This window comes from Klebsiella sp. 54, from assembly GCF_018223875.1.
GTDB classification, from domain to species: Bacteria; Pseudomonadota; Gammaproteobacteria; order Enterobacterales; family Enterobacteriaceae; genus Klebsiella; species Klebsiella quasipneumoniae.
The window spans coordinates 927,019-943,736 of record NZ_JAGRRA010000002.1; the positions used below are offsets into that span (position 1 = coordinate 927,019).

Genomic DNA, 16,718 nt, shown 5'->3' on the forward strand with positions numbered 1-16,718 from the left:
GCGTGCCGCAAAAGCTAAAGGTTAACTGGCCGAGGCCGGGGTTTTGGCCGGTTTGTTCATCGGTTTACCGGAGAACAGGAAACGCAGCAGCGGAATACGCAGGTGAATTTCATACAGGATCAGGGCAATACCCACCACAAAAACCAACCCGCCAATAAAGCCTAAGGTATTCGACTTGATGGCCGGGATGATCCACGCCCCGTACAACAGCGTCAGCGGATGGTGCACCAGGTAAATAAACAGCGAAGCATTGACGAAATAGGTCACCCGCGCCGACTGGAAGTTCAGCAGGCGATGGCCGAGCGAAAAGACCACATTGACCATCCACAGCCCCAGCACCATGGTGATCACCGATTCCGTTTCATACATCCAGCCGTCGCCGGAGCCGTACTGCTGGTTCAGCCGATAGGCGATAAATCCCAGCAGCGCTGCCGCGCAGCACCATGGCGACGGCGTGGTGAACATCGCCTTTAAGCGCGGATTAATAAAGGTCTGCGCCCCCAGCACAAAGAAGGGCAGATAGAACAGCGTCTGCATGACCACAAAGTTAAACAGACCATTGCTTAGCAGGGGCGGATAGATCACGAACAATGACCGACGGATCAGCGCGTAAAGCACCCCTAGCGCAAGGAAAATCATCGTCAGCTGGCCCATAGTGACAGTGTCACCGAAAGCGTGAGCACCTCCTGCCGGGCGGCGCGTCAGCCATTTAAACAGCACCATGCCCAGCGAAGTCAGCACCACCAGGACCAGCAAAAACCACAGGTGGGAAATGAGCTCCCACGCCAGGGTGTTGAATTTGTCGTACCCGGAAAGGGTGTGCCAGTTTTCCGCCTTGCCGTTGACGTACTGCAGCATAATAAACTGAGGCAGCGTCAGCAGCGGGATGGCGGTCAGCATCGGAATGCCGACCCGTTCGACGCGCACTTTCCACCACTTTTTCAGCGGGTAGCGCAGGAACAGCATATAGGAAAAATAGCCGGAGATGACGAAGAAGACCTGCATGCGGAAGGCATGAATGAAATCATTAAACAGCGTCAGCCACCACGAGGGCTCAGCGCTGTTGACATGCCAGCTGTGGCTGGAATAAATCAGCGAAATGTGAAAAGGGATCCCCAGCAGCATCAGCCAGGCGCGGATGCTGTCGAAAAAATATTCACGCTGTACCGGAGTATTATTCATACGATTCACGACAATCTCAGATAATTCGTCTTATCACTCAAGATGATAACGCTTACATTATCAGCAACCCTACATGAACTCGGGGTACCTGTCTCCAGGATAAGCACGCAAAGTGCAAACGGGACTGCGAACTGTTTATTCCCTGCGCCGCTACGCTGAACAAAGCAGGGATTATGTTGTCGGATTGCCTGAGTTTCCATTAAAATAGATCGGATCGATTTAAGCACACAAAGGGGGAAGTGCTTACTTATATGAAACATAAACCACAGATGATGAAAATGCGTTGGTTAAGCGCAGCCGTAATGTTGTCCCTGTGTACTTCATCTGCATGGGCATTTAGCATTGATGACGTTGCAAAAGAGGCCAAAACGTTAGCCGGGAAAGGCTATGAAGCGCCAAAGAGTAACCTGCCCTCCGCTTTCCGCGATATGAAATACGCGGACTACCAGCAAATTCAGTTTAATCACGATAAAGCTTACTGGAATAACCAGAAAACCCCATTCAAGCTTGAATTTTACCATCAGGGTATGTACTTCGACACGCCGGTCACCATCAATGAAGTGACGGCCACCAGCGTGCGCAAAATTAAATATAGCCCGGACTATTTTAACTTTGGTAACGTTCAGCACGATAAAGACACGGTGAAAGACCTTGGTTTCGCCGGCTTCAAAGTACTGTATCCGATCAACAGCAAAGATAAGAACGATGAAATCGTCAGCATGCTCGGTGCCAGCTACTTTCGCGTGCTGGGTCAGGGTCAGGTATACGGTCTGTCCGCGCGCGGTCTGGCTATCGATACCGCGCTGCCTTCCGGCGAAGAGTTCCCGCGTTTTCGTGAGTTCTGGATCGAGCGACCAAAAGCCACCGACAAGCGTCTGACTATCTATGCGCTGCTGGATTCGCCGCGGGCAACCGGCGCCTATCGCTTTGTGATCATGCCGGGACGCGACACCGTGGTGGATGTCCAGTCCAAAGTTTACCTGCGTGACAAAGTGGGCAAACTGGGCGTGGCGCCGCTGACCAGCATGTTCCTGTTCGGTTCCAACCAGCCTTCTCCGGCGCTCAACTATCGTCCGGCGCTGCACGACTCCAATGGTCTGTCGATCCTGGCGGGCAACGGCGAGTGGATCTGGCGTCCGCTGAACAACCCGAAACACCTGGCCGTTAGCAGCTATGCGATGGAAAACCCTCAAGGGTTCGGCCTGCTGCAGCGCGGCCGTCAGTTCTCGCGCTTCGAGGACCTTGACGATCGTTATGACCTGCGCCCGAGCGCCTGGATCACCCCGAAAGGGGAGTGGGGCAAAGGGAAAATCGAACTGGTCGAAATCCCGACCAACGATGAAACCAACGATAACATCGTGACTTACTGGACGCCGGATCAGCTGCCGGAGCCGGGCAAGGAGATGAACTTCAAGTACACCATCACCTTCAGCCGCGATGAAGACAAGCTGCATGCGCCGGATAACGCGTACGTTATGCAGACCCGCCGCTCTACCGGCGACGTGAAGCAGTCGAACCTGATCCGCCAGCCGGACGGCACCATTGCTTTCATTGTCGACTTCACCGGCGCCGATATGAAAAAACTGCCAGCGGATACCCCGGTCGCCGCCCAGGCGAGCACCGGCGATAACGCTGAAATCGTTGAAAATACCGTGCGTTACAATCCGGTGACCAAAGGCTGGCGTATGATCCTGCGTTTGAAGGTGAAAGATCCGAAGAAAACGACGGAAATGCGCGCCGCACTGGTTAACGGTGATGACACGTTGAGCGAAACCTGGAGCTATCAGCTGCCTGCCAATGAATAAGATAACGAAGTACATTGACGCATTGCCGCTGTCGGACGCCGAGAAATCGGCGCTGCCGGACACCAGCCTGCAGGCCGTTCATCAGGCCCTGGATGACGAACATCAGACCTTCGCCCGCGAAGACGACTCCCCGCTGGGGTCGGTAAAGGCGCGGCTGGCGCACAGCTGGCCGGATTCGCTGTCTGGCGATCAGCTGGTGAAGGATGATGAAGGCCGCACCCAGCTGCATGCGATGCCGAAAGCCAAGCGCTCCTCGATGATCCCGGACCCGTGGCGTACCAACCCGGTTGGCCGCTTCTGGGACCGTCTGCGCGGACGCGATGTCACGCCGCGCTATCTCTCCCGCCTGACGCAAGAAGAGCGCGAGAGCGAGCAAAAATGGCGTACCGTCGGCACTATTCGTCGCTACATCCTGCTGCTGCTGACGCTGTCGCAGACCGTGGTGGCCACCTGGTACATGAAAACCATTCTGCCTTATCAGGGCTGGGCGCTGATCAACCCGGCCGACATGGTGGGGCAGAACCTGTGGATCTCTTTCATGCAGCTGCTGCCGTACGTGTTGCAGAGCGGCATTCTGATCCTCTTCGCGGTGCTGTTCTGCTGGGTTTCCGCTGGCTTCTGGACCGCGTTAATGGGCTTCCTGCAGCTGTTGATCGGTCGCGATAAGTACAGTATTTCCGCCTCGACGGTCGGTGACGAACCGTTGAACCCGGCGCACCGGACAGCGCTTATTATGCCGATCTGTAACGAAGACGTTGACCGCGTGTTCGCCGGGCTGCGGGCGACCTGGGAGTCGGTGAAAGCCACCGGCAACGCCGCCCATTTCGACGTCTATATCCTCAGCGACAGCTATAACCCCGATATCTGTGTGGCTGAGCAAAAGGCGTGGATGGAGCTGATTGCCGAAGTGCAGGGCGAAGGGCAGATCTTCTACCGTCGTCGTCGTCGTCGCGTGAAGCGTAAGAGCGGCAACATCGATGATTTCTGCCGCCGCTGGGGCAGCCAGTATAGCTACATGGTGGTGCTTGACGCGGACTCGGTAATGACCGGAGAGTGTCTGAGCAGCCTGGTGCGTCTGATGGAAGCGAACCCGAACGCCGGGATCATCCAGTCATCCCCACGCGCCTCGGGCATGGACACGCTGTATGCGCGTTGCCAGCAGTTTGCCACCCGGGTGTATGGTCCGCTGTTTACGGCGGGTCTGCACTTCTGGCAGCTGGGGGAGTCCCACTACTGGGGACACAACGCCATTATCCGCGTGAAGCCGTTCATTGAGCACTGCGCGCTGGCGCCGCTGCCGGGCGAGGGCAACTTTGCCGGGTCGATTCTGTCGCACGACTTCGTTGAAGCCGCGCTGATGCGCCGCGCCGGCTGGGGCGTGTGGATTGCCTACGATCTGCCGGGCTCTTATGAAGAGCTGCCGCCGAACCTGCTGGACGAGCTGAAACGCGACCGCCGCTGGTGCCAGGGCAACCTGATGAACTTCCGCCTGTTCCTCGTGAGAGGGATGCACCCGGTCCACCGAGCGGTATTCCTTACCGGCGTGATGTCCTACCTGTCAGCGCCGCTGTGGTTTATGTTCCTTGCCCTGTCGACAGCGCTGCAGGTGGTGCATGCCCTGACCGAGCCGCAGTACTTCCTGCAGCCTCGTCAGCTGTTCCCGGTGTGGCCGCAGTGGCGTCCGGAGCTGGCTATTGCGCTGTTCGCCTCGACCATGGTGCTGCTGTTCCTGCCGAAGCTGCTGAGTATTATCCTGGTGTGGTGTAAGGGGCCGAAGGAGTACGGTGGATTTATCCGCGTGACGCTTTCCCTGCTGCTGGAGGTTCTGTTCTCGGTCCTGCTGGCGCCGGTTCGCATGCTGTTCCACACCGTCTTCGTGGTCAGCGCCTTCCTCGGCTGGGAAGTGGTGTGGAATTCGCCGCAGCGTGATGATGACTCCACGCCGTGGGGAGAAGCCTTTATGCGTCACGGCTCGCAGCTGCTGCTGGGGCTGGTATGGGCGGTCGGAATGGCATGGCTGGATCTGCGCTTCCTGTTCTGGCTGGCGCCGATTGTCGTATCGCTGATTCTGTCGCCGTTCGTGTCGGCTATCTCCAGCCGGGCGACCGTGGGCCTGCGCACCAAGCGCTGGAAGCTGTTCCTGATTCCGGAAGAGTATTCGCCGCCGCAGGTGCTCAAGGATACCGATGCGTACCTGACGCTGAACCGTCAGCGTTCGCTGGACGATGGCTTTATGCACGCGGTGTTTAACCCGTCGTTTAACGCCCTTGCCACCGCGATGGCCACCGCGCGGCACCGTCAGGGTCATATCCTGGAGATCGCCCGCGAGCGTCATGTCGAGCAGGCGCTGAATGAAACGCCGGATAAGCTGAACCGCGATCGTCGACTGGTGCTGTTGAGCGACCCGGTAACCATGTCGCGTCTGCACTATCGCGTATGGGCCGCGCCGGAGAAATACTCCTCGTGGGTGAACGCCTATCAGCAGCTGGCGCTTAACCCGCTGGCGCTGAAAACGAAATAAGCCGTACGTTAATGAAAATACCGGCAGCGATGCCGGTATTTTTTTATCTGAAAGACGAGGTTGTGGATGCGAATACTACCGATCATTGCCATGGCGCTGCTGCTCAGCGGCTGCGGCAGCATTATCAGCCGGACGGTGCCCGGGCAGGGGCATGGCAATCAATATTACCCGGGCGTGCAGTGGGACGTTCGCGATTCAGGATGGCGCTATCTCACCATTCTGGACCTGCCGTTCTCGCTGGTATTCGATACGCTTCTGCTGCCGCTGGACGCCAGCCACGGGCCCTATAACTGATTAACGCTCGTCCCACTCGTCGGCCGCCGTCTGTCCCTCTTCGGTGTCCAGAGAGGGCTCGAGCTGGAATTCACCTTCATCCCACTCATGAAGCGTATTTTCCTCCAGCCACTCCTGACGGAGCTCTATCTCATCATAATCCCCATCGAAGACGCTCTGCGCGGCTTCGCCGCTAAGCATCGGTAAGCATTCGCCTTGTTCCTCTTCGTCAGCAAAAAATTCGGCCTGCCAGGCGATATCGCCATCCTGCAGCACATACTTTTGAATATTGAGCTGCTCAACGTTAGCGCTCTCTTCATCGCTGTCAGGGTTGTTGGCGAGAAATTCTTCACGTGCTGCATCAATAGCTTCTTCGAGCGTGGCATAGAACATCGAATCCTTTGGCATAGCGAATCTCCTGAGAAGAATATGAATTGAACACGATTCAATCTATAGAAGGCGCTTGGCAAGGCGTCAAGGGGCTGAGCCCCTCTGGACGTTAATTTACTGAATGGCGGTCGGGCTGCGAGGCGTCCGCGGCTGGTCGGCGCAGGCTAAGGGTCGAATAGATCGCGTTAAACAAAACCACTCCTGCGGTGACAAGGAAGACGGCGCGAAAGCCGTAGTTGGCGGAAACCGAGGCGCCGATCAGGGGGCCGGTGACGTTGCCAATATCACGAAATGACTGGTTATAGCTGAAAATCCGCCCGGAGATCTGGCTGGTGGAGTTATACACCAGCAGGGTTTGCACCGCCGGCAGCAGCGCGCCGTCCGCGGCGCCGAGCAGGAATCGCAGGATACCTAACTGCAGCGGGGTCTGAACGAACGACATCGGGATCAGGAGTAGCACCGAGATAATCAGCGCCACGATGAGGATTTTTTCCGGCCCGATGCGATCCCCCAGTTTGCCCAGACGGGGGGCGCTCATCAGGGCGGCAATGCCCGGCACTGAGGCGATCATCCCGCTGATAAAGGCGATATTGCTGACATTACCCGCCAGATCGCGCACGTAAAGCGTCAGGATCGGCGCAATGGAGCCGGTGGCGACCTGGATGATCAGCGAGGTGACAAACAGACTGAGCACCAGTTTCGGATTCTGCAGAGAGGAGAATACCGCCTTCGCGCTGAGCATCTCTTTTTTAGCAATTGGGACAAAATTTTCACGGATTAAAAACAGGGTAAACAGAAAGCAGATAAACAGCACCGCGGCGGTCATAAAGAAGACGGTACGCAGGCCCCAGTGGTCTGCCAGGAAACCACCCGCCAGCGGGCCGAGCAGGGCGCCGCTTACCGCGCCGGTTGACAGCGTGCCCAGCGCCCAGCCGCTTTTATGGCGTGGGATCTGGGTGGCGATCAGGGCGTTGGCGTTGGGAATAAAGCCGCCCAGCAGGCCGAGTAGCGCGCGCAGCAGCAGAAACTGCCAGATATTCTGCGCCATCCCCATCAACATCATGACGATGGCCATCCCGAGGGATGAACGCAGCAGCATGATTTTACGTCCCTTGCGGTCAGCAAGTCCGCCCCAGAACGGCGAGGCGATGGCGGAGAAGAGAAAGGTAATGCTAAAGACCAGCCCGGACCACATGTTCAGGGCGCTATGCCCGGTGACGCCGAGTTGTTCGACATAAAGCGGCAGAAAGGGCATGACCAGGCTGAAGGCAGCGCCGGTTAAAAAGCAGCCAAGCCAGGTGACGGTCAGGTTTCGTTTCCAGTTAATGGGGGTATCAGCAGACGACATAGGGTTCCACTGGCCTGCGCAGCAGGTCAAATTAAGAGAAAATATGAGCCTGCTAATTATGCGCCTGGGAAATAAATGCCGCAATGGAGGAGAGCTTTTAAAGCTAAAGCAGAGCGTAAAGCCTGAGCGGTGGGGATTCCCGGCCGGGAGGCGCGCGGCCGGGAAAGGGGATCAGTAGCGGGAGGGCGTCCCCTCGGGGCGGGTTTTAAAGCGGCGATGGAGCCACATATATTGTTCCGGGGCCATCATAATGCACTGCTCTACGATCTTGTTCATCCACGCGGCGGTGGTTTCCGCGTCGTCCAGCGGCGGGGAGCACTCTGGCGGCAGGATAATCAGTTCATAACCTTTACCGTCCGGTTTACGGCGTGGAACAAAGGGCACGATGCAGGCTTTGGACATTTTCGCCAGCATCCAGGTGCCGGAGGTGGTCGCTGCCTGGTCAACGGCAAACAGTGGGGCGAAGACGCTGGCGGTCGGGCCGTAATCATGATCCGGCGCGTACCACACCACCTCGCCTTTTTTCAGCGCGCGGATCATACCTTTCAGATCCTTGCGGTCGATCATGTCCTTGTTGGAGCGCAGCCGGCCCCAGGTCTGCAGCCAGTCGATGACCGGGTTATCGTTGGGACGATAGACGCCAATCCCCGGCTCGTTCATGCCGAACATTCGCGCGCCCATTTCCAGTGTCAGGAAATGAATGCCGATCAGCAGAATGCCGCGCTGCTGCGCCTGCACATCGCGAATATGCTCAAAGCCGATGGTGTCGGTCCAGCGGGCGATTCGGCGAACTGGCCAGAACCAGGCCATACCGGTCTCCATCAGCCCCATGCCAACCGATTCGAAGTTCATCACCACCATCCGGTGACGTTCCTGCTCGCTTTTCTCGGGGAAGCAGAGCTCAAGGTTGCGATAGGCGATCTTCGCCCGGCGCTTCATAAAGCGCATGGCCAGGCGGCCGATGGCGTTCCCGATGCGGTAGATCAGCGGGTAGGGCAGTTGGACAACCAGCCACAGCAGGCCGATACCCAGCCACAGCAGCCAATAGCGCGGATGCAGCAGCGCCGGAGAAAATTTAGGCAAATGAGTCATTTCATACCCGTATCAGTAAGCAACATCTTATATTATCGCATTTTTTTACCGGCCAGCCAAAGGCGGCGACAGCCACATTGTTTTGTTAAGTGGGGGGCGACCGGGTGAGAAAAATGTAGCGTAAAATGTAGGGATGTAAATTAATAAGCTTTGCTATATCATGCCCGCCGTTTATTTCCTCATTTCTATGTCGAGCAGGTACACCATGCCAGTGTTACACAACCGCATTTCAAATGAGACGTTAAAGGCGCAAATGCTGGCTGAAACCGAGCCGCGCACGACGATCTCGTTCTATAAATATTTCACCATTGTCGATCCGCAGGCGACCCGCGATGCGCTGTGGGTTGCCTTAACCCAGCTGAAAGTCTTTGGCCGCATCTATCTGGCCCGGGAAGGGATCAACGCGCAAATCAGCGTGCCGCAAAGCAACGTTGAAGCCCTGCGTGAGTTTCTCTATGGCTTCGATCCGGCGCTGGCGGGGCTGCGTTTCAATATCGCTCTCGAGGACGACGGTAAATCGTTCTGGGTACTGCGCCTGAAAGTGCGTGACCGCATCGTTGCCGACGGCATCGACGATCCCTCCTTCGACGCCTCCAACGTCGGAGACTATCTCAAGGCGGCTGAGGTCAATGCGATGCTTGACGATCCGGATGCCGTGTTTATCGATATGCGCAACCACTATGAATATGAGGTGGGCCATTTCGAAAACGCGCTGGAGATCCCGGCGGATACCTTCCGCGACCAGTTGCCGAAAGCCGTGGAAATGATGCAGGACCATAAAGACAAGAAAATTGTAATGTATTGCACCGGCGGTATTCGCTGTGAAAAAGCCAGCGCCTGGATGAAGCATAACGGCTTCAATAAGGTCTGGCACATCGAGGGTGGCATCATCGAGTACGCCCGCCGCGCCCGTGAGCAAGGGCTGCCTGTGCGTTTCATTGGCAAAAACTTTGTCTTTGATGAACGGATGGGCGAGCGGATCTCCAATGACGTTATCGCGCACTGTCATCAGTGCGGCGTGCCGTGCGACACCCATACCAACTGCCTGAACGATGGTTGCCATCTGCTGTTTATCCAGTGCCCGAGCTGCGCCGAGAAGTTTGCCGGCTGCTGTAGCGAAGCCTGCATGGAAGAGCATAAGCTACCGGAAGAGGAGCAGCGTAAGCTGCGCGCCGGGCGTGAAAACGGCAATAAAATCTTTAATAAATCGCGTGGTCGGCTGAACACCAAACTCGGGATCCTCGATCCTGAGCCATCAGAAAAACCATAACCAGACGAGATCGATGATCGCCAGCAGCAGCCAAAGCGCCAGGTAGATCATAAAGTGCTCGCGGACGTTATTGACCAGCAAATTAAACAGGCGACGCATAATCGCTCTCAATGACTAACGGCCTCGACAGAGGCCGTTTTTTTTTGCCCGACGGCAAAAGTGCCGCATTCCATTACGCGTTAAAGCGCGCCAGCGAGAAGGGCGCCAGGTTGAAGCTCGATGCTTCGCCCTGAGCAAACTGACTGGCAATTTCCCCCAACACCGGGGCAAACTTAAAGCCATGCCCGCTCAGACCGGTGATTAGCAACGTGTCTGGTCTGCCGGGTAACGTATCGATAATAAAATCTTCATCGACGGTATTGTCATAAGTACAGGAGGCGCCGTGCAGGCAGCCGCCGATCCCTGGCAGGACGTTGCGCAAAAAAGGAAAAGATTCGGAGCCATCGCTGGCGACAGCGCCAAATGCCACTCGCTCCTGCGGCATGGAGATCGGTTGACCGCCGTTATGCTTGCCAATCTTCAGCTCGTTATCTTCTGCCGGGAAACCGTAGTATTGATCTCCGTTGGGCAACTCGCCGGTGAAGGCCGGAAAGTGATTCTTGCTGCTGTAACGGCCATCGGCCTGGTACCAGGCAAACACCTTACGTACCGGCTGGATGGGGAGGTCCGGGAGCAGGCGGGTGACCCAGGTCCCGGCGCTGACCAGCAGCTTTTTACCATGATATTCACCGTCGAGGGTATCGATGGTGATCCCGTCAGCATGGTGATGAATAGCCGAGACCGGACAGTTGAATAGCTGCGCGCAGCCTGCTTCCCGCGCCAGACGGATCCAGGTTTCGACGGCCAGCTCGCTGCGCAGTACGCCGGAAGCGGGTTCGAAAATCGCCCGATAGTCCTCGGGGAGGCGTATCTCTGGCCAGCGCTGCATCACGGCCTGGGCATCCAGCTCTTCCACCTCAAGCTTGAACGCACGGGCGCTGGCGGCGACGTTGGCGAGAAAAGCGGAGCTGGCGGGGCCGAGGTTAATGACGCCGGTGCGTTCAAACACGGCTTCGCCACTGATCTCTGCCAGTTCATCCCATAGCTGCTGGGCACGCAGCACCAGCGGAACATATTTCTCACCTTCGCCATAGGCGTGACGGATAAGACGGCTGCTGCCGTGATGGCTGCCTTCCTGGTGGGGAGGTTGATGGGCGTCGGTCATCAGAACATTGAGTCCGGCACGGCGCGCATAATAGCCAGCGGCGGCGCCGACGGAGCCGCTGCCAATAATGATAAGATCGTATTGCATGGTGAGTTCCGGGTAATTGCCTTGTTAGCAGGGTAATTAACTCCCTGTGCTTATACAAGCCCGAAAATAATTCAGGCACCCGCAGGTGCCTGTTAAGTTTAATGTTAAGTCATTCGCAAGCCGCGTTAATGTCGGCGGTACTCGTTTTCCTGGTATTCGCCAGATTCAATCTTCGCAATGCCTGCTTCCAGGATTGAAATAAACTGACGTGCGACGTCCGTCGTTAGCCATAGCGTCTGGCCGATCTCAGCATCATTACTGTTTTCTTGAGTGGGGTTCTGGTAGTGCAGGCGCAACATCAGCGCATCGTAGCTATCAACGGTGCTGATGTCCCATCCAACGAGGGGATGGGTCTGAATGACTTCATTATTTTTTTCCATCATAACCCCTTATTCATATGTTAAAAGACAACAATTCTCGAGGTTTAATGCATATTTTTTGAAGCAAGTTAATTATATCAGGGATCAAGAATAAACTCGAGAAATTAAATGAAAGGCAGCATGATTTTCTTCTTTTGCCGCTTTTTTATTCAAGATAAGCGCGTAAAATGGCCACTTTAGTCGATATTGAGCAGAATAATCAGGACTATTCTGAACAGAAGAGGGGCTAAAAAAAGCCGGGGCGACCCGGCAAAAAAAAGCACAATGAGGGAGCAAACCAGAGTAACTGGATCCCGCCATGCTTCAGGAGAGATCGTGGACAAACCAGTCGTCCGCGCTTTCCCATGTTTCCTGCAGGATTTCGCTTATCCGGTCTTTGTCTTCTTTCAGGGCGCCAAACACCGAGAGCTGATTGCCGGTGGCGTAGCGGACGCTCACCTGGCTGTCGATGGCCGGGAATTGCTCGGCGATACGGCGAGAGAGTTCGTTATTCAGCGCTTCCAGCGCGCCGTTGGGTAAGGCGGTAGTTTTGGCGATAGACACTTCAATGCGCATAATTGCCCCCTGCGTTCGATACTGGTTATTTATACAGTATCCGGTTGGCGTTGACAACAGGGGGCTACGTTTTTATTTCTTCACGGTCCAGCGAACGGTTTCACCTGCCAGGAAGGGCACCAGGGTGTCATTAGGCAGGGAAATGCTGTCCACAACGGTCGTCTCTTCACGCACCAGTTCAACGTAGCTCTCATTGACCGGCAGACCGTAGAAGCGCGGGCCATTCAGCGAGCAGAAAGCCTCAAAGTGCTGCAGAGCGTTCATTTCTTCAAACACCGTGGCGTAGCTGCCGAGGGCGGTCGGGGCGTTGAAGCAGCCGGCGCAGCCGCAGCTGGCCTCCTTACGGTGGCGGGCATGCGGTGCGGAGTCGGTGCCGAGGAAGGCGCGGCTGAAGCCGCTGGCGACCAGCTCCCGCAGAGCCTGCTGATGAATATTGCGTTTAAGTACCGGCAGGCAGTATAAGTGAGGACGAATACCGCCGACCAGCATATGGTTACGGTTGAACATCAGATGCTGCGGGGTGATAGTGGCCGCCAGCAGTTCATTGCCGTCACGCACATACTCGGCGGCATCTTTGGTGGTGATATGCTCAAAGACCACCTTCAGTCCGGGCAGGCGCTGGCGCAGCGGCTCCATCACGGTTTCAATAAAGCGCGCTTCGCGATCGAATATATCAATCTCGGCGTGGGTGACTTCCCCATGTACCAGCAGCGGCATCCCCAGTTTTTCCATCCGCTCCAGCACCGGCATAATGGCGTCGGTGCTGGTGACGCCGTGGCTGGAGTTGGTGGTGGCGTTGGCCGGGTAGAGCTTGGCGGCGGTGAATACGCCTTCGTTAAAGCCGCGCTCCAGCTCCGCCGGGTCGAGGGAGTCTGTCAGATAGCAGGTCATCAGCGGGGTAAAATCATGCCCGGCCGGGACGGCGTCCATAATGCGCTGGCGATAGGCGATAGCCGCCGCGACGGTGGTGACAGGCGGCACCAGATTCGGCATCACGATCGCCCGGCCATAAAACTCACTGGTATAAGGCACGACGGTTTTCAGCATATCGTCATCACGTAGATGGATATGCCAGTCGTCTGGGCGGCGGATTTTCAATACCTGGGATTGTGCTGTCATGGAAGGCTCCGGCTAATAGGTTCAGTCATCAGGGCTGTTTTTTGCCGGGCACTAAGGATAAGCGTAAACGTTTTCCTTTGCACTCATTTCCGTAAAAAATTGAGGGCGCCGCGGCGCCCTGGAGATTAATTGGTAAAGGGGATGACAATCTCGCCCGGCTTCACCTCGATGCCTTTGGCGTATTTCTTCGCCAGCGCTTCACCGGTGCTGGCGTCCTCACGCAGGACATAGGCCGGCTGCTGGCTGAAGTAACTGCGCAGCGACTGATTCAGGTAGGGGAGCAGGGCCTGAATGACCGACTGCAGCTTCTCGGGCGCCACTTTGGCATCCACCACCTCCATTTCCTGCAGGAAGATGGCGCCTTTCTCTCTGTCAAAGGTTGGCAGCGCTTTGAGCTTCAGATCGATCGTCGCTTTCTGCGTGCCGAACAGGGAGTTCAGGTCAACGTTAGCGATCCCGGTCAGCGTGACTTTGCCCGGCTCCTCGCGCCCGATAGCGCTGGTCAGGTTCTGCAGTTCGATATGGGCGTCGGCAACGCCTTTCAGACCAATATCTTTGGCAAAATGGTTTCGCTTCTGCAGGGCCTGGTTAATCTCCTGCTCGCTTACCGTGTATTGGGTCAGCTGATTACAGCCGCTCAGCAGGCCGCTGACAATCAACGCGGCGGCTATCAAAATCTTTTTCATGGGGTTCCTCTGGCTCATACCTTCATTCATCCTGACACAAAGCATCATGACCTGTCAGCATCCTCGATACCAGCAGAATAGGCTGAAAGCAGGAGAAACCGCCGCCGCGCGCATCAGGTCCGCGGCTCCAGCATGCCGGAGGCAGAGCGTTTCGGACTAAACTGCCACCACAGCGCCAGAAAGGTGATAACCCCGATGGCCCCGAGCATCAGCCACGGCAGCTCGGGCTGGCCGGCGGCTTTACCAGCATCAAACAGCCAGCCGCCGCCCGCATATCCCAGCGCGCCGCCAAAGGCGAGCCCCAGGCGGCTGAAGCCCATATAGCTGCCGCGCGCCCGGGCGTCCGCCAGCGAGGCGCCCAGCGTCTCCCGGGCAGGTTCGGCAATGATGGAACCGATGTAAAACAGGCAGATCAGGGTAAACAGCTGCTGCATACTGCTGGTCATGCCAATGGGGAGCATGGCCAGGGTCATCACCAGCAGACCGGCCATCAGCCGGTGCTCAAGGCGAAAACGTTTTTCGCTCCAGCGGGCAATGGGATAGAGCAGGGTCAGCGAAATGGTGGCTTCGATGGCGTACATCCACTTTACGGCGGCCGGCGAGCCGGCGATGTCATTCACCATGATCGGCAGCATCAGCATCACCTGCACCGCCAGCATGTAATAGCCCGTCAGCGTCAGGACATAGGTGACGAAGCGCTTGTCCCGCAGCACCCGGCCCAGCCCCTCGCGGATCGGCGTTTTTACCGTCGAGAGCTTCCATGCCGGCAGATACCAGGCGTTAAACGCCGCGCAGGCGATAAACAGCGCGGCGCCGGCGCTGCACACCAGGCGGAAATCATACTGCAGCAGCCAGCTGCCCAGCAGCGCGCCAATCACCGCGCCGGCGCTATCCTGCATCATCAGGATGGAGAAAAAGCGGCCGCGCTGATGCGGGCGCACCAGCTTAACCACCAGCGCCGCCCGCGGCGGGTCGAACAGCGTGCCGCCGAGCCCGGAAAGTATGCATGAGAACCACAGCACCCACGGCTCATGGGCGACGGCCATCGCCGCGAAGCCGCCGGCGCGCATCAGCATACCGGTGACGATCATCGGTTTGGCGCCAAAGCGGTCGGCGATGGCGCCGCCAAAGATACCTAATCCCTGCTGCACGAGCTGGCGCAGGCCGAGCGCGATGCCGACCATCAGCGCCGCCCAGCCCATCTGATCGACAAAGCGGATGGAAATCAGCGGGAAGACGACAAAAAAGCCCAGCACGACCAGCATGTTATCGACTAACAGGAAATATTTACCCAGGCTCCTTGCCTGCGAGACGCGGGACATTTCCCCTCCAGGGAAAAATAGAGATAAGCGTGGATATTCTGCGGGCAATCTGCTGCTTTTCCCAGCGCCCTTGCGACAATATTTTTTTATCAAAATGCAAGTTCGATTGAGGCTATTCATCGAAAAGAGGAGATGGCGCAGAAAATGGTATGTTGCTGTTTTCACACCGTCGCGCAGGACAGGTATAGTGAAGGCAGCAAGAATGAAGTCAGGGGGACTGAAAAGGAAATGTTTGGCTATCGCAGTAACGTGCCGAAGGTGCGTTTGACGACGGACCGGCTGGTGGTGCGCCTGGTTCACGATCGTGACGCCTGGCGTCTGGCCGATTATTACGCCGAGAATAAGGCGTTCTTAAAACCCTGGGAGCCGGTTCGTGACGACAGCCACTGCTATCCTTCCGGATGGCAGGCGCGTCTGTCGATGATCGCCGAGTTTCATAAGCAGGGGTCTGCTTTTTATTTCGCGCTACTCGATCCGGAGGAAAAGGAGATCGTCGGCGTGGCGAATTTTTCCAACGTGGTGCGCGGGTCATTCCATGCCTGTTATCTCGGCTACTCTATTGGCGAGAAGTGGCAGGGGCAGGGACTGATGTTTGAAGCGCTGACGTCTGCGATTCGCTATATGCAGCGTACGCAGCATATTCATCGCATTATGGCCAACTATATGCCGCATAATCAGCGCAGCGGCGCGCTGCTGGCGCGGTTGGGGTTTGAAAAAGAGGGTTACGCCAAAGATTACCTGCTGATTGACGGGCAGTGGCGTGACCATGTATTGACGGCGCTAACGACGCCGGACTGGTCAGCGGGACGTTAAGGAGAGAGGATGAAATATCAGTTAACCGCGCACGAAGCGCGCGTCATTGGCTGTCTGCTGGAAAAGCAGGTCACCACGCCTGAGCAGTATCCGCTGTCGGTGAACGCCGTAGTGACCGCCTGCAATCAGAAAACCAACCGCGAGCCGGTGATGTCGCTGAGCGAAGGCGAAGTCCAGGCTCTGCTGGATACCCTGGTGAAACGCCATTATCTGCGTACGGTCAGTGGCTTCGGCAATCGGGTCACTAAGTATGAGCAGCGCTTTTGCAACTCCGAATTTGGCGATCTGAAGCTCAGCGCCGGCGAGGTGGCGGTGGTGACGACGCTGCTGCTGCGGGGCGCCCAGACGCCGGGTGAATTACGCAGTCGGGCGCAGCGGATGCATGAGTTCAGCGATATGGCGGAAGTGGAAAGCGTGCTGGAAGGGCTGGCGACCCGCGAAGATGGTCCCTTTGTCGCCCGTCTGCCCCGGGAGCCGGGGAAACGGGAAAGCCGCTATATGCATCTGTTTTGCGACGACATGGACACACTGATCACGACAGTGGAAGCACTCTCGCCCCTGGAAGAGGAAGACGATCTGCGTGCCAGGGTTGAAGCGCTGGAAGGCGAGGTGGCGGAGCTGAAAGCGCGCCTCGATTCGCTGTTACACCATCTGGGGGACTAAACGTGGGG

17 protein-coding genes are annotated in these 16,718 nt (G+C 56.9%); 6 read left to right on the forward strand and 11 right to left on the reverse strand.

Annotation, left to right across the window (positions count from 1 at the left end; genetic code table 11):
* Positions 1-21: 21 nt before the first annotated feature.
* The gene (gene mdoC, locus KHQ24_RS06030) at positions 22-1,182 is read right to left on the reverse strand and encodes a glucans biosynthesis protein MdoC (RefSeq protein WP_211777163.1); all 1,161 of its coding nucleotides are present in this window, start codon (positions 1,180-1,182) and stop codon (positions 22-24) included.
* A gap of 251 nt (positions 1,183-1,433) precedes the next feature.
* On the opposite strand from mdoC, the gene mdoG reads away from it, so the two are divergent.
* From mdoG to KHQ24_RS06045, 3 genes are all read left to right on the forward strand, one after another.
* Entirely contained in the window at positions 1,434-2,987 is a 1,554-nt protein-coding gene (gene mdoG, locus KHQ24_RS06035) for a glucans biosynthesis protein MdoG (RefSeq protein ID WP_004140751.1), read from the forward strand.
* On the forward strand, positions 2,980-5,508 hold the full coding sequence (mdoH, locus tag KHQ24_RS06040; protein WP_004204533.1) for a glucans biosynthesis glucosyltransferase MdoH: 2,529 nt from the start codon (positions 2,980-2,982) through the stop codon (positions 5,506-5,508). The genes mdoG and mdoH overlap by 8 nt, the downstream gene beginning before the upstream one ends.
* A gap of 66 nt (positions 5,509-5,574) precedes the next feature.
* Positions 5,575-5,802 (forward strand): YceK/YidQ family lipoprotein, encoded by a 228-nt coding sequence (locus tag KHQ24_RS06045; protein ID WP_004204534.1) that lies wholly within the window; start codon positions 5,575-5,577, stop codon positions 5,800-5,802.
* Here KHQ24_RS06045 and KHQ24_RS06050 read toward each other — a convergent pair whose 3' ends face one another.
* From KHQ24_RS06050 to KHQ24_RS06060, 3 genes are all read right to left on the reverse strand, one after another.
* Positions 5,803-6,189 (reverse strand): MysB family protein, encoded by a 387-nt coding sequence (locus tag KHQ24_RS06050; protein WP_002898981.1) that lies wholly within the window; start codon positions 6,187-6,189, stop codon positions 5,803-5,805. It lies immediately after the preceding gene.
* 91 nt (positions 6,190-6,280) lie between these two features.
* Complete coding sequence (mdtG, locus tag KHQ24_RS06055; protein ID WP_211777164.1) at positions 6,281-7,519, reverse strand: multidrug efflux MFS transporter MdtG; 1,239 nt, start codon at positions 7,517-7,519, stop codon at positions 6,281-6,283.
* Positions 7,520-7,690: 171 nt separating this feature from the next.
* Positions 7,691-8,611 carry a Kdo(2)-lipid IV(A) acyltransferase gene (locus KHQ24_RS06060; RefSeq protein ID WP_023317908.1) on the reverse strand — a complete coding sequence of 307 codons (921 nt, stop codon included), beginning with the start codon at positions 8,609-8,611 and terminating at the stop codon, positions 7,691-7,693.
* Positions 8,612-8,816: 205 nt separating this feature from the next.
* Between KHQ24_RS06060 and KHQ24_RS06065 the strand changes: the two genes are divergently transcribed.
* A complete protein-coding gene (locus tag KHQ24_RS06065) occupies positions 8,817-9,881 on the forward strand; it encodes a rhodanese-related sulfurtransferase (protein WP_004204538.1) in 1,065 nt (354 codons plus the stop codon).
* Here the strand turns inward: KHQ24_RS06065 and KHQ24_RS06070 are convergent.
* The 7 genes from KHQ24_RS06070 to mdtH all read right to left on the reverse strand — a co-directional run bounded on the left by KHQ24_RS06070 (position 9,867) and on the right by mdtH (position 15,234).
* Positions 9,867-9,980: a DUF2770 family protein gene (locus KHQ24_RS06070; protein WP_004204539.1), complete on the reverse strand. Its 114-nt coding sequence runs from the start codon at positions 9,978-9,980 to the stop codon at positions 9,867-9,869. The genes KHQ24_RS06065 and KHQ24_RS06070 overlap by 15 nt on opposite strands.
* A 73-nt stretch (positions 9,981-10,053) precedes the next feature.
* The gene (solA, locus tag KHQ24_RS06075) at positions 10,054-11,172 is read right to left on the reverse strand and encodes an N-methyl-L-tryptophan oxidase (RefSeq protein WP_004204542.1); all 1,119 of its coding nucleotides are present in this window, start codon (positions 11,170-11,172) and stop codon (positions 10,054-10,056) included.
* Between the two features lie 125 nt (positions 11,173-11,297).
* On the reverse strand, positions 11,298-11,552 hold the full coding sequence (gene bssS, locus KHQ24_RS06080) for a biofilm formation regulator BssS (protein ID WP_002898992.1): 255 nt from the start codon (positions 11,550-11,552) through the stop codon (positions 11,298-11,300).
* Between the two features lie 303 nt (positions 11,553-11,855).
* Positions 11,856-12,107 carry a DNA damage-inducible protein I gene (gene dinI / locus KHQ24_RS06085; RefSeq protein ID WP_002898994.1) on the reverse strand — a complete coding sequence of 84 codons (252 nt, stop codon included), beginning with the start codon at positions 12,105-12,107 and terminating at the stop codon, positions 11,856-11,858.
* 72 nt (positions 12,108-12,179) lie between these two features.
* Complete coding sequence (pyrC, locus tag KHQ24_RS06090) at positions 12,180-13,226, reverse strand: dihydroorotase (protein WP_004893020.1); 1,047 nt, start codon at positions 13,224-13,226, stop codon at positions 12,180-12,182.
* A gap of 125 nt (positions 13,227-13,351) precedes the next feature.
* Positions 13,352-13,912, reverse strand: a complete 561-nt coding sequence (locus tag KHQ24_RS06095; protein WP_004204546.1) for a lipoprotein — start codon at positions 13,910-13,912, stop codon at positions 13,352-13,354.
* 113 nt (positions 13,913-14,025) lie between these two features.
* A complete protein-coding gene (gene mdtH / locus KHQ24_RS06100; RefSeq protein WP_049115921.1) occupies positions 14,026-15,234 on the reverse strand; it encodes a multidrug efflux MFS transporter MdtH in 1,209 nt (402 codons plus the stop codon).
* A gap of 228 nt (positions 15,235-15,462) precedes the next feature.
* Here mdtH and rimJ point away from each other — a divergent pair, with 228 nt between their 5' ends.
* Entirely contained in the window at positions 15,463-16,047 is a 585-nt protein-coding gene (gene rimJ, locus KHQ24_RS06105) for a ribosomal protein S5-alanine N-acetyltransferase (protein WP_017900738.1), read from the forward strand.
* A gap of 9 nt (positions 16,048-16,056) precedes the next feature.
* On the forward strand, positions 16,057-16,710 hold the full coding sequence (locus tag KHQ24_RS06110) for a YceH family protein (RefSeq protein ID WP_004204549.1): 654 nt from the start codon (positions 16,057-16,059) through the stop codon (positions 16,708-16,710).
* Positions 16,711-16,718: the final 8 nt, after the last annotated feature.

Coding starts and splice junctions, on each gene's coding strand:
- mdoC (WP_211777163.1), bottom strand. CDS start 1,182: ATGAATAATACTCCGGTACAGCGTGAATATTTTTTCGACAGCATCCGC.
- mdoG (WP_004140751.1), top strand. CDS start 1,434: ATGAAACATAAACCACAGATGATGAAAATGCGTTGGTTAAGCGCAGCC.
- mdoH (WP_004204533.1), top strand. CDS start 2,980: ATGAATAAGATAACGAAGTACATTGACGCATTGCCGCTGTCGGACGCC.
- KHQ24_RS06045 (WP_004204534.1), top strand. CDS start 5,575: ATGCGAATACTACCGATCATTGCCATGGCGCTGCTGCTCAGCGGCTGC.
- KHQ24_RS06050 (WP_002898981.1), bottom strand. CDS start 6,189: ATGCCAAAGGATTCGATGTTCTATGCCACGCTCGAAGAAGCTATTGAT.
- mdtG (WP_211777164.1), bottom strand. CDS start 7,519: ATGTCGTCTGCTGATACCCCCATTAACTGGAAACGAAACCTGACCGTC.
- KHQ24_RS06060 (WP_023317908.1), bottom strand. CDS start 8,611: ATGACTCATTTGCCTAAATTTTCTCCGGCGCTGCTGCATCCGCGCTAT.
- KHQ24_RS06065 (WP_004204538.1), top strand. CDS start 8,817: ATGCCAGTGTTACACAACCGCATTTCAAATGAGACGTTAAAGGCGCAA.
- KHQ24_RS06070 (WP_004204539.1), bottom strand. CDS start 9,980: ATGCGTCGCCTGTTTAATTTGCTGGTCAATAACGTCCGCGAGCACTTT.
- solA (WP_004204542.1), bottom strand. CDS start 11,172: ATGCAATACGATCTTATCATTATTGGCAGCGGCTCCGTCGGCGCCGCC.
- bssS (WP_002898992.1), bottom strand. CDS start 11,552: ATGGAAAAAAATAATGAAGTCATTCAGACCCATCCCCTCGTTGGATGG.
- dinI (WP_002898994.1), bottom strand. CDS start 12,107: ATGCGCATTGAAGTGTCTATCGCCAAAACTACCGCCTTACCCAACGGC.
- pyrC (WP_004893020.1), bottom strand. CDS start 13,226: ATGACAGCACAATCCCAGGTATTGAAAATCCGCCGCCCAGACGACTGG.
- KHQ24_RS06095 (WP_004204546.1), bottom strand. CDS start 13,912: ATGAAAAAGATTTTGATAGCCGCCGCGTTGATTGTCAGCGGCCTGCTG.
- mdtH (WP_049115921.1), bottom strand. CDS start 15,234: ATGTCCCGCGTCTCGCAGGCAAGGAGCCTGGGTAAATATTTCCTGTTA.
- rimJ (WP_017900738.1), top strand. CDS start 15,463: ATGTTTGGCTATCGCAGTAACGTGCCGAAGGTGCGTTTGACGACGGAC.
- KHQ24_RS06110 (WP_004204549.1), top strand. CDS start 16,057: ATGAAATATCAGTTAACCGCGCACGAAGCGCGCGTCATTGGCTGTCTG.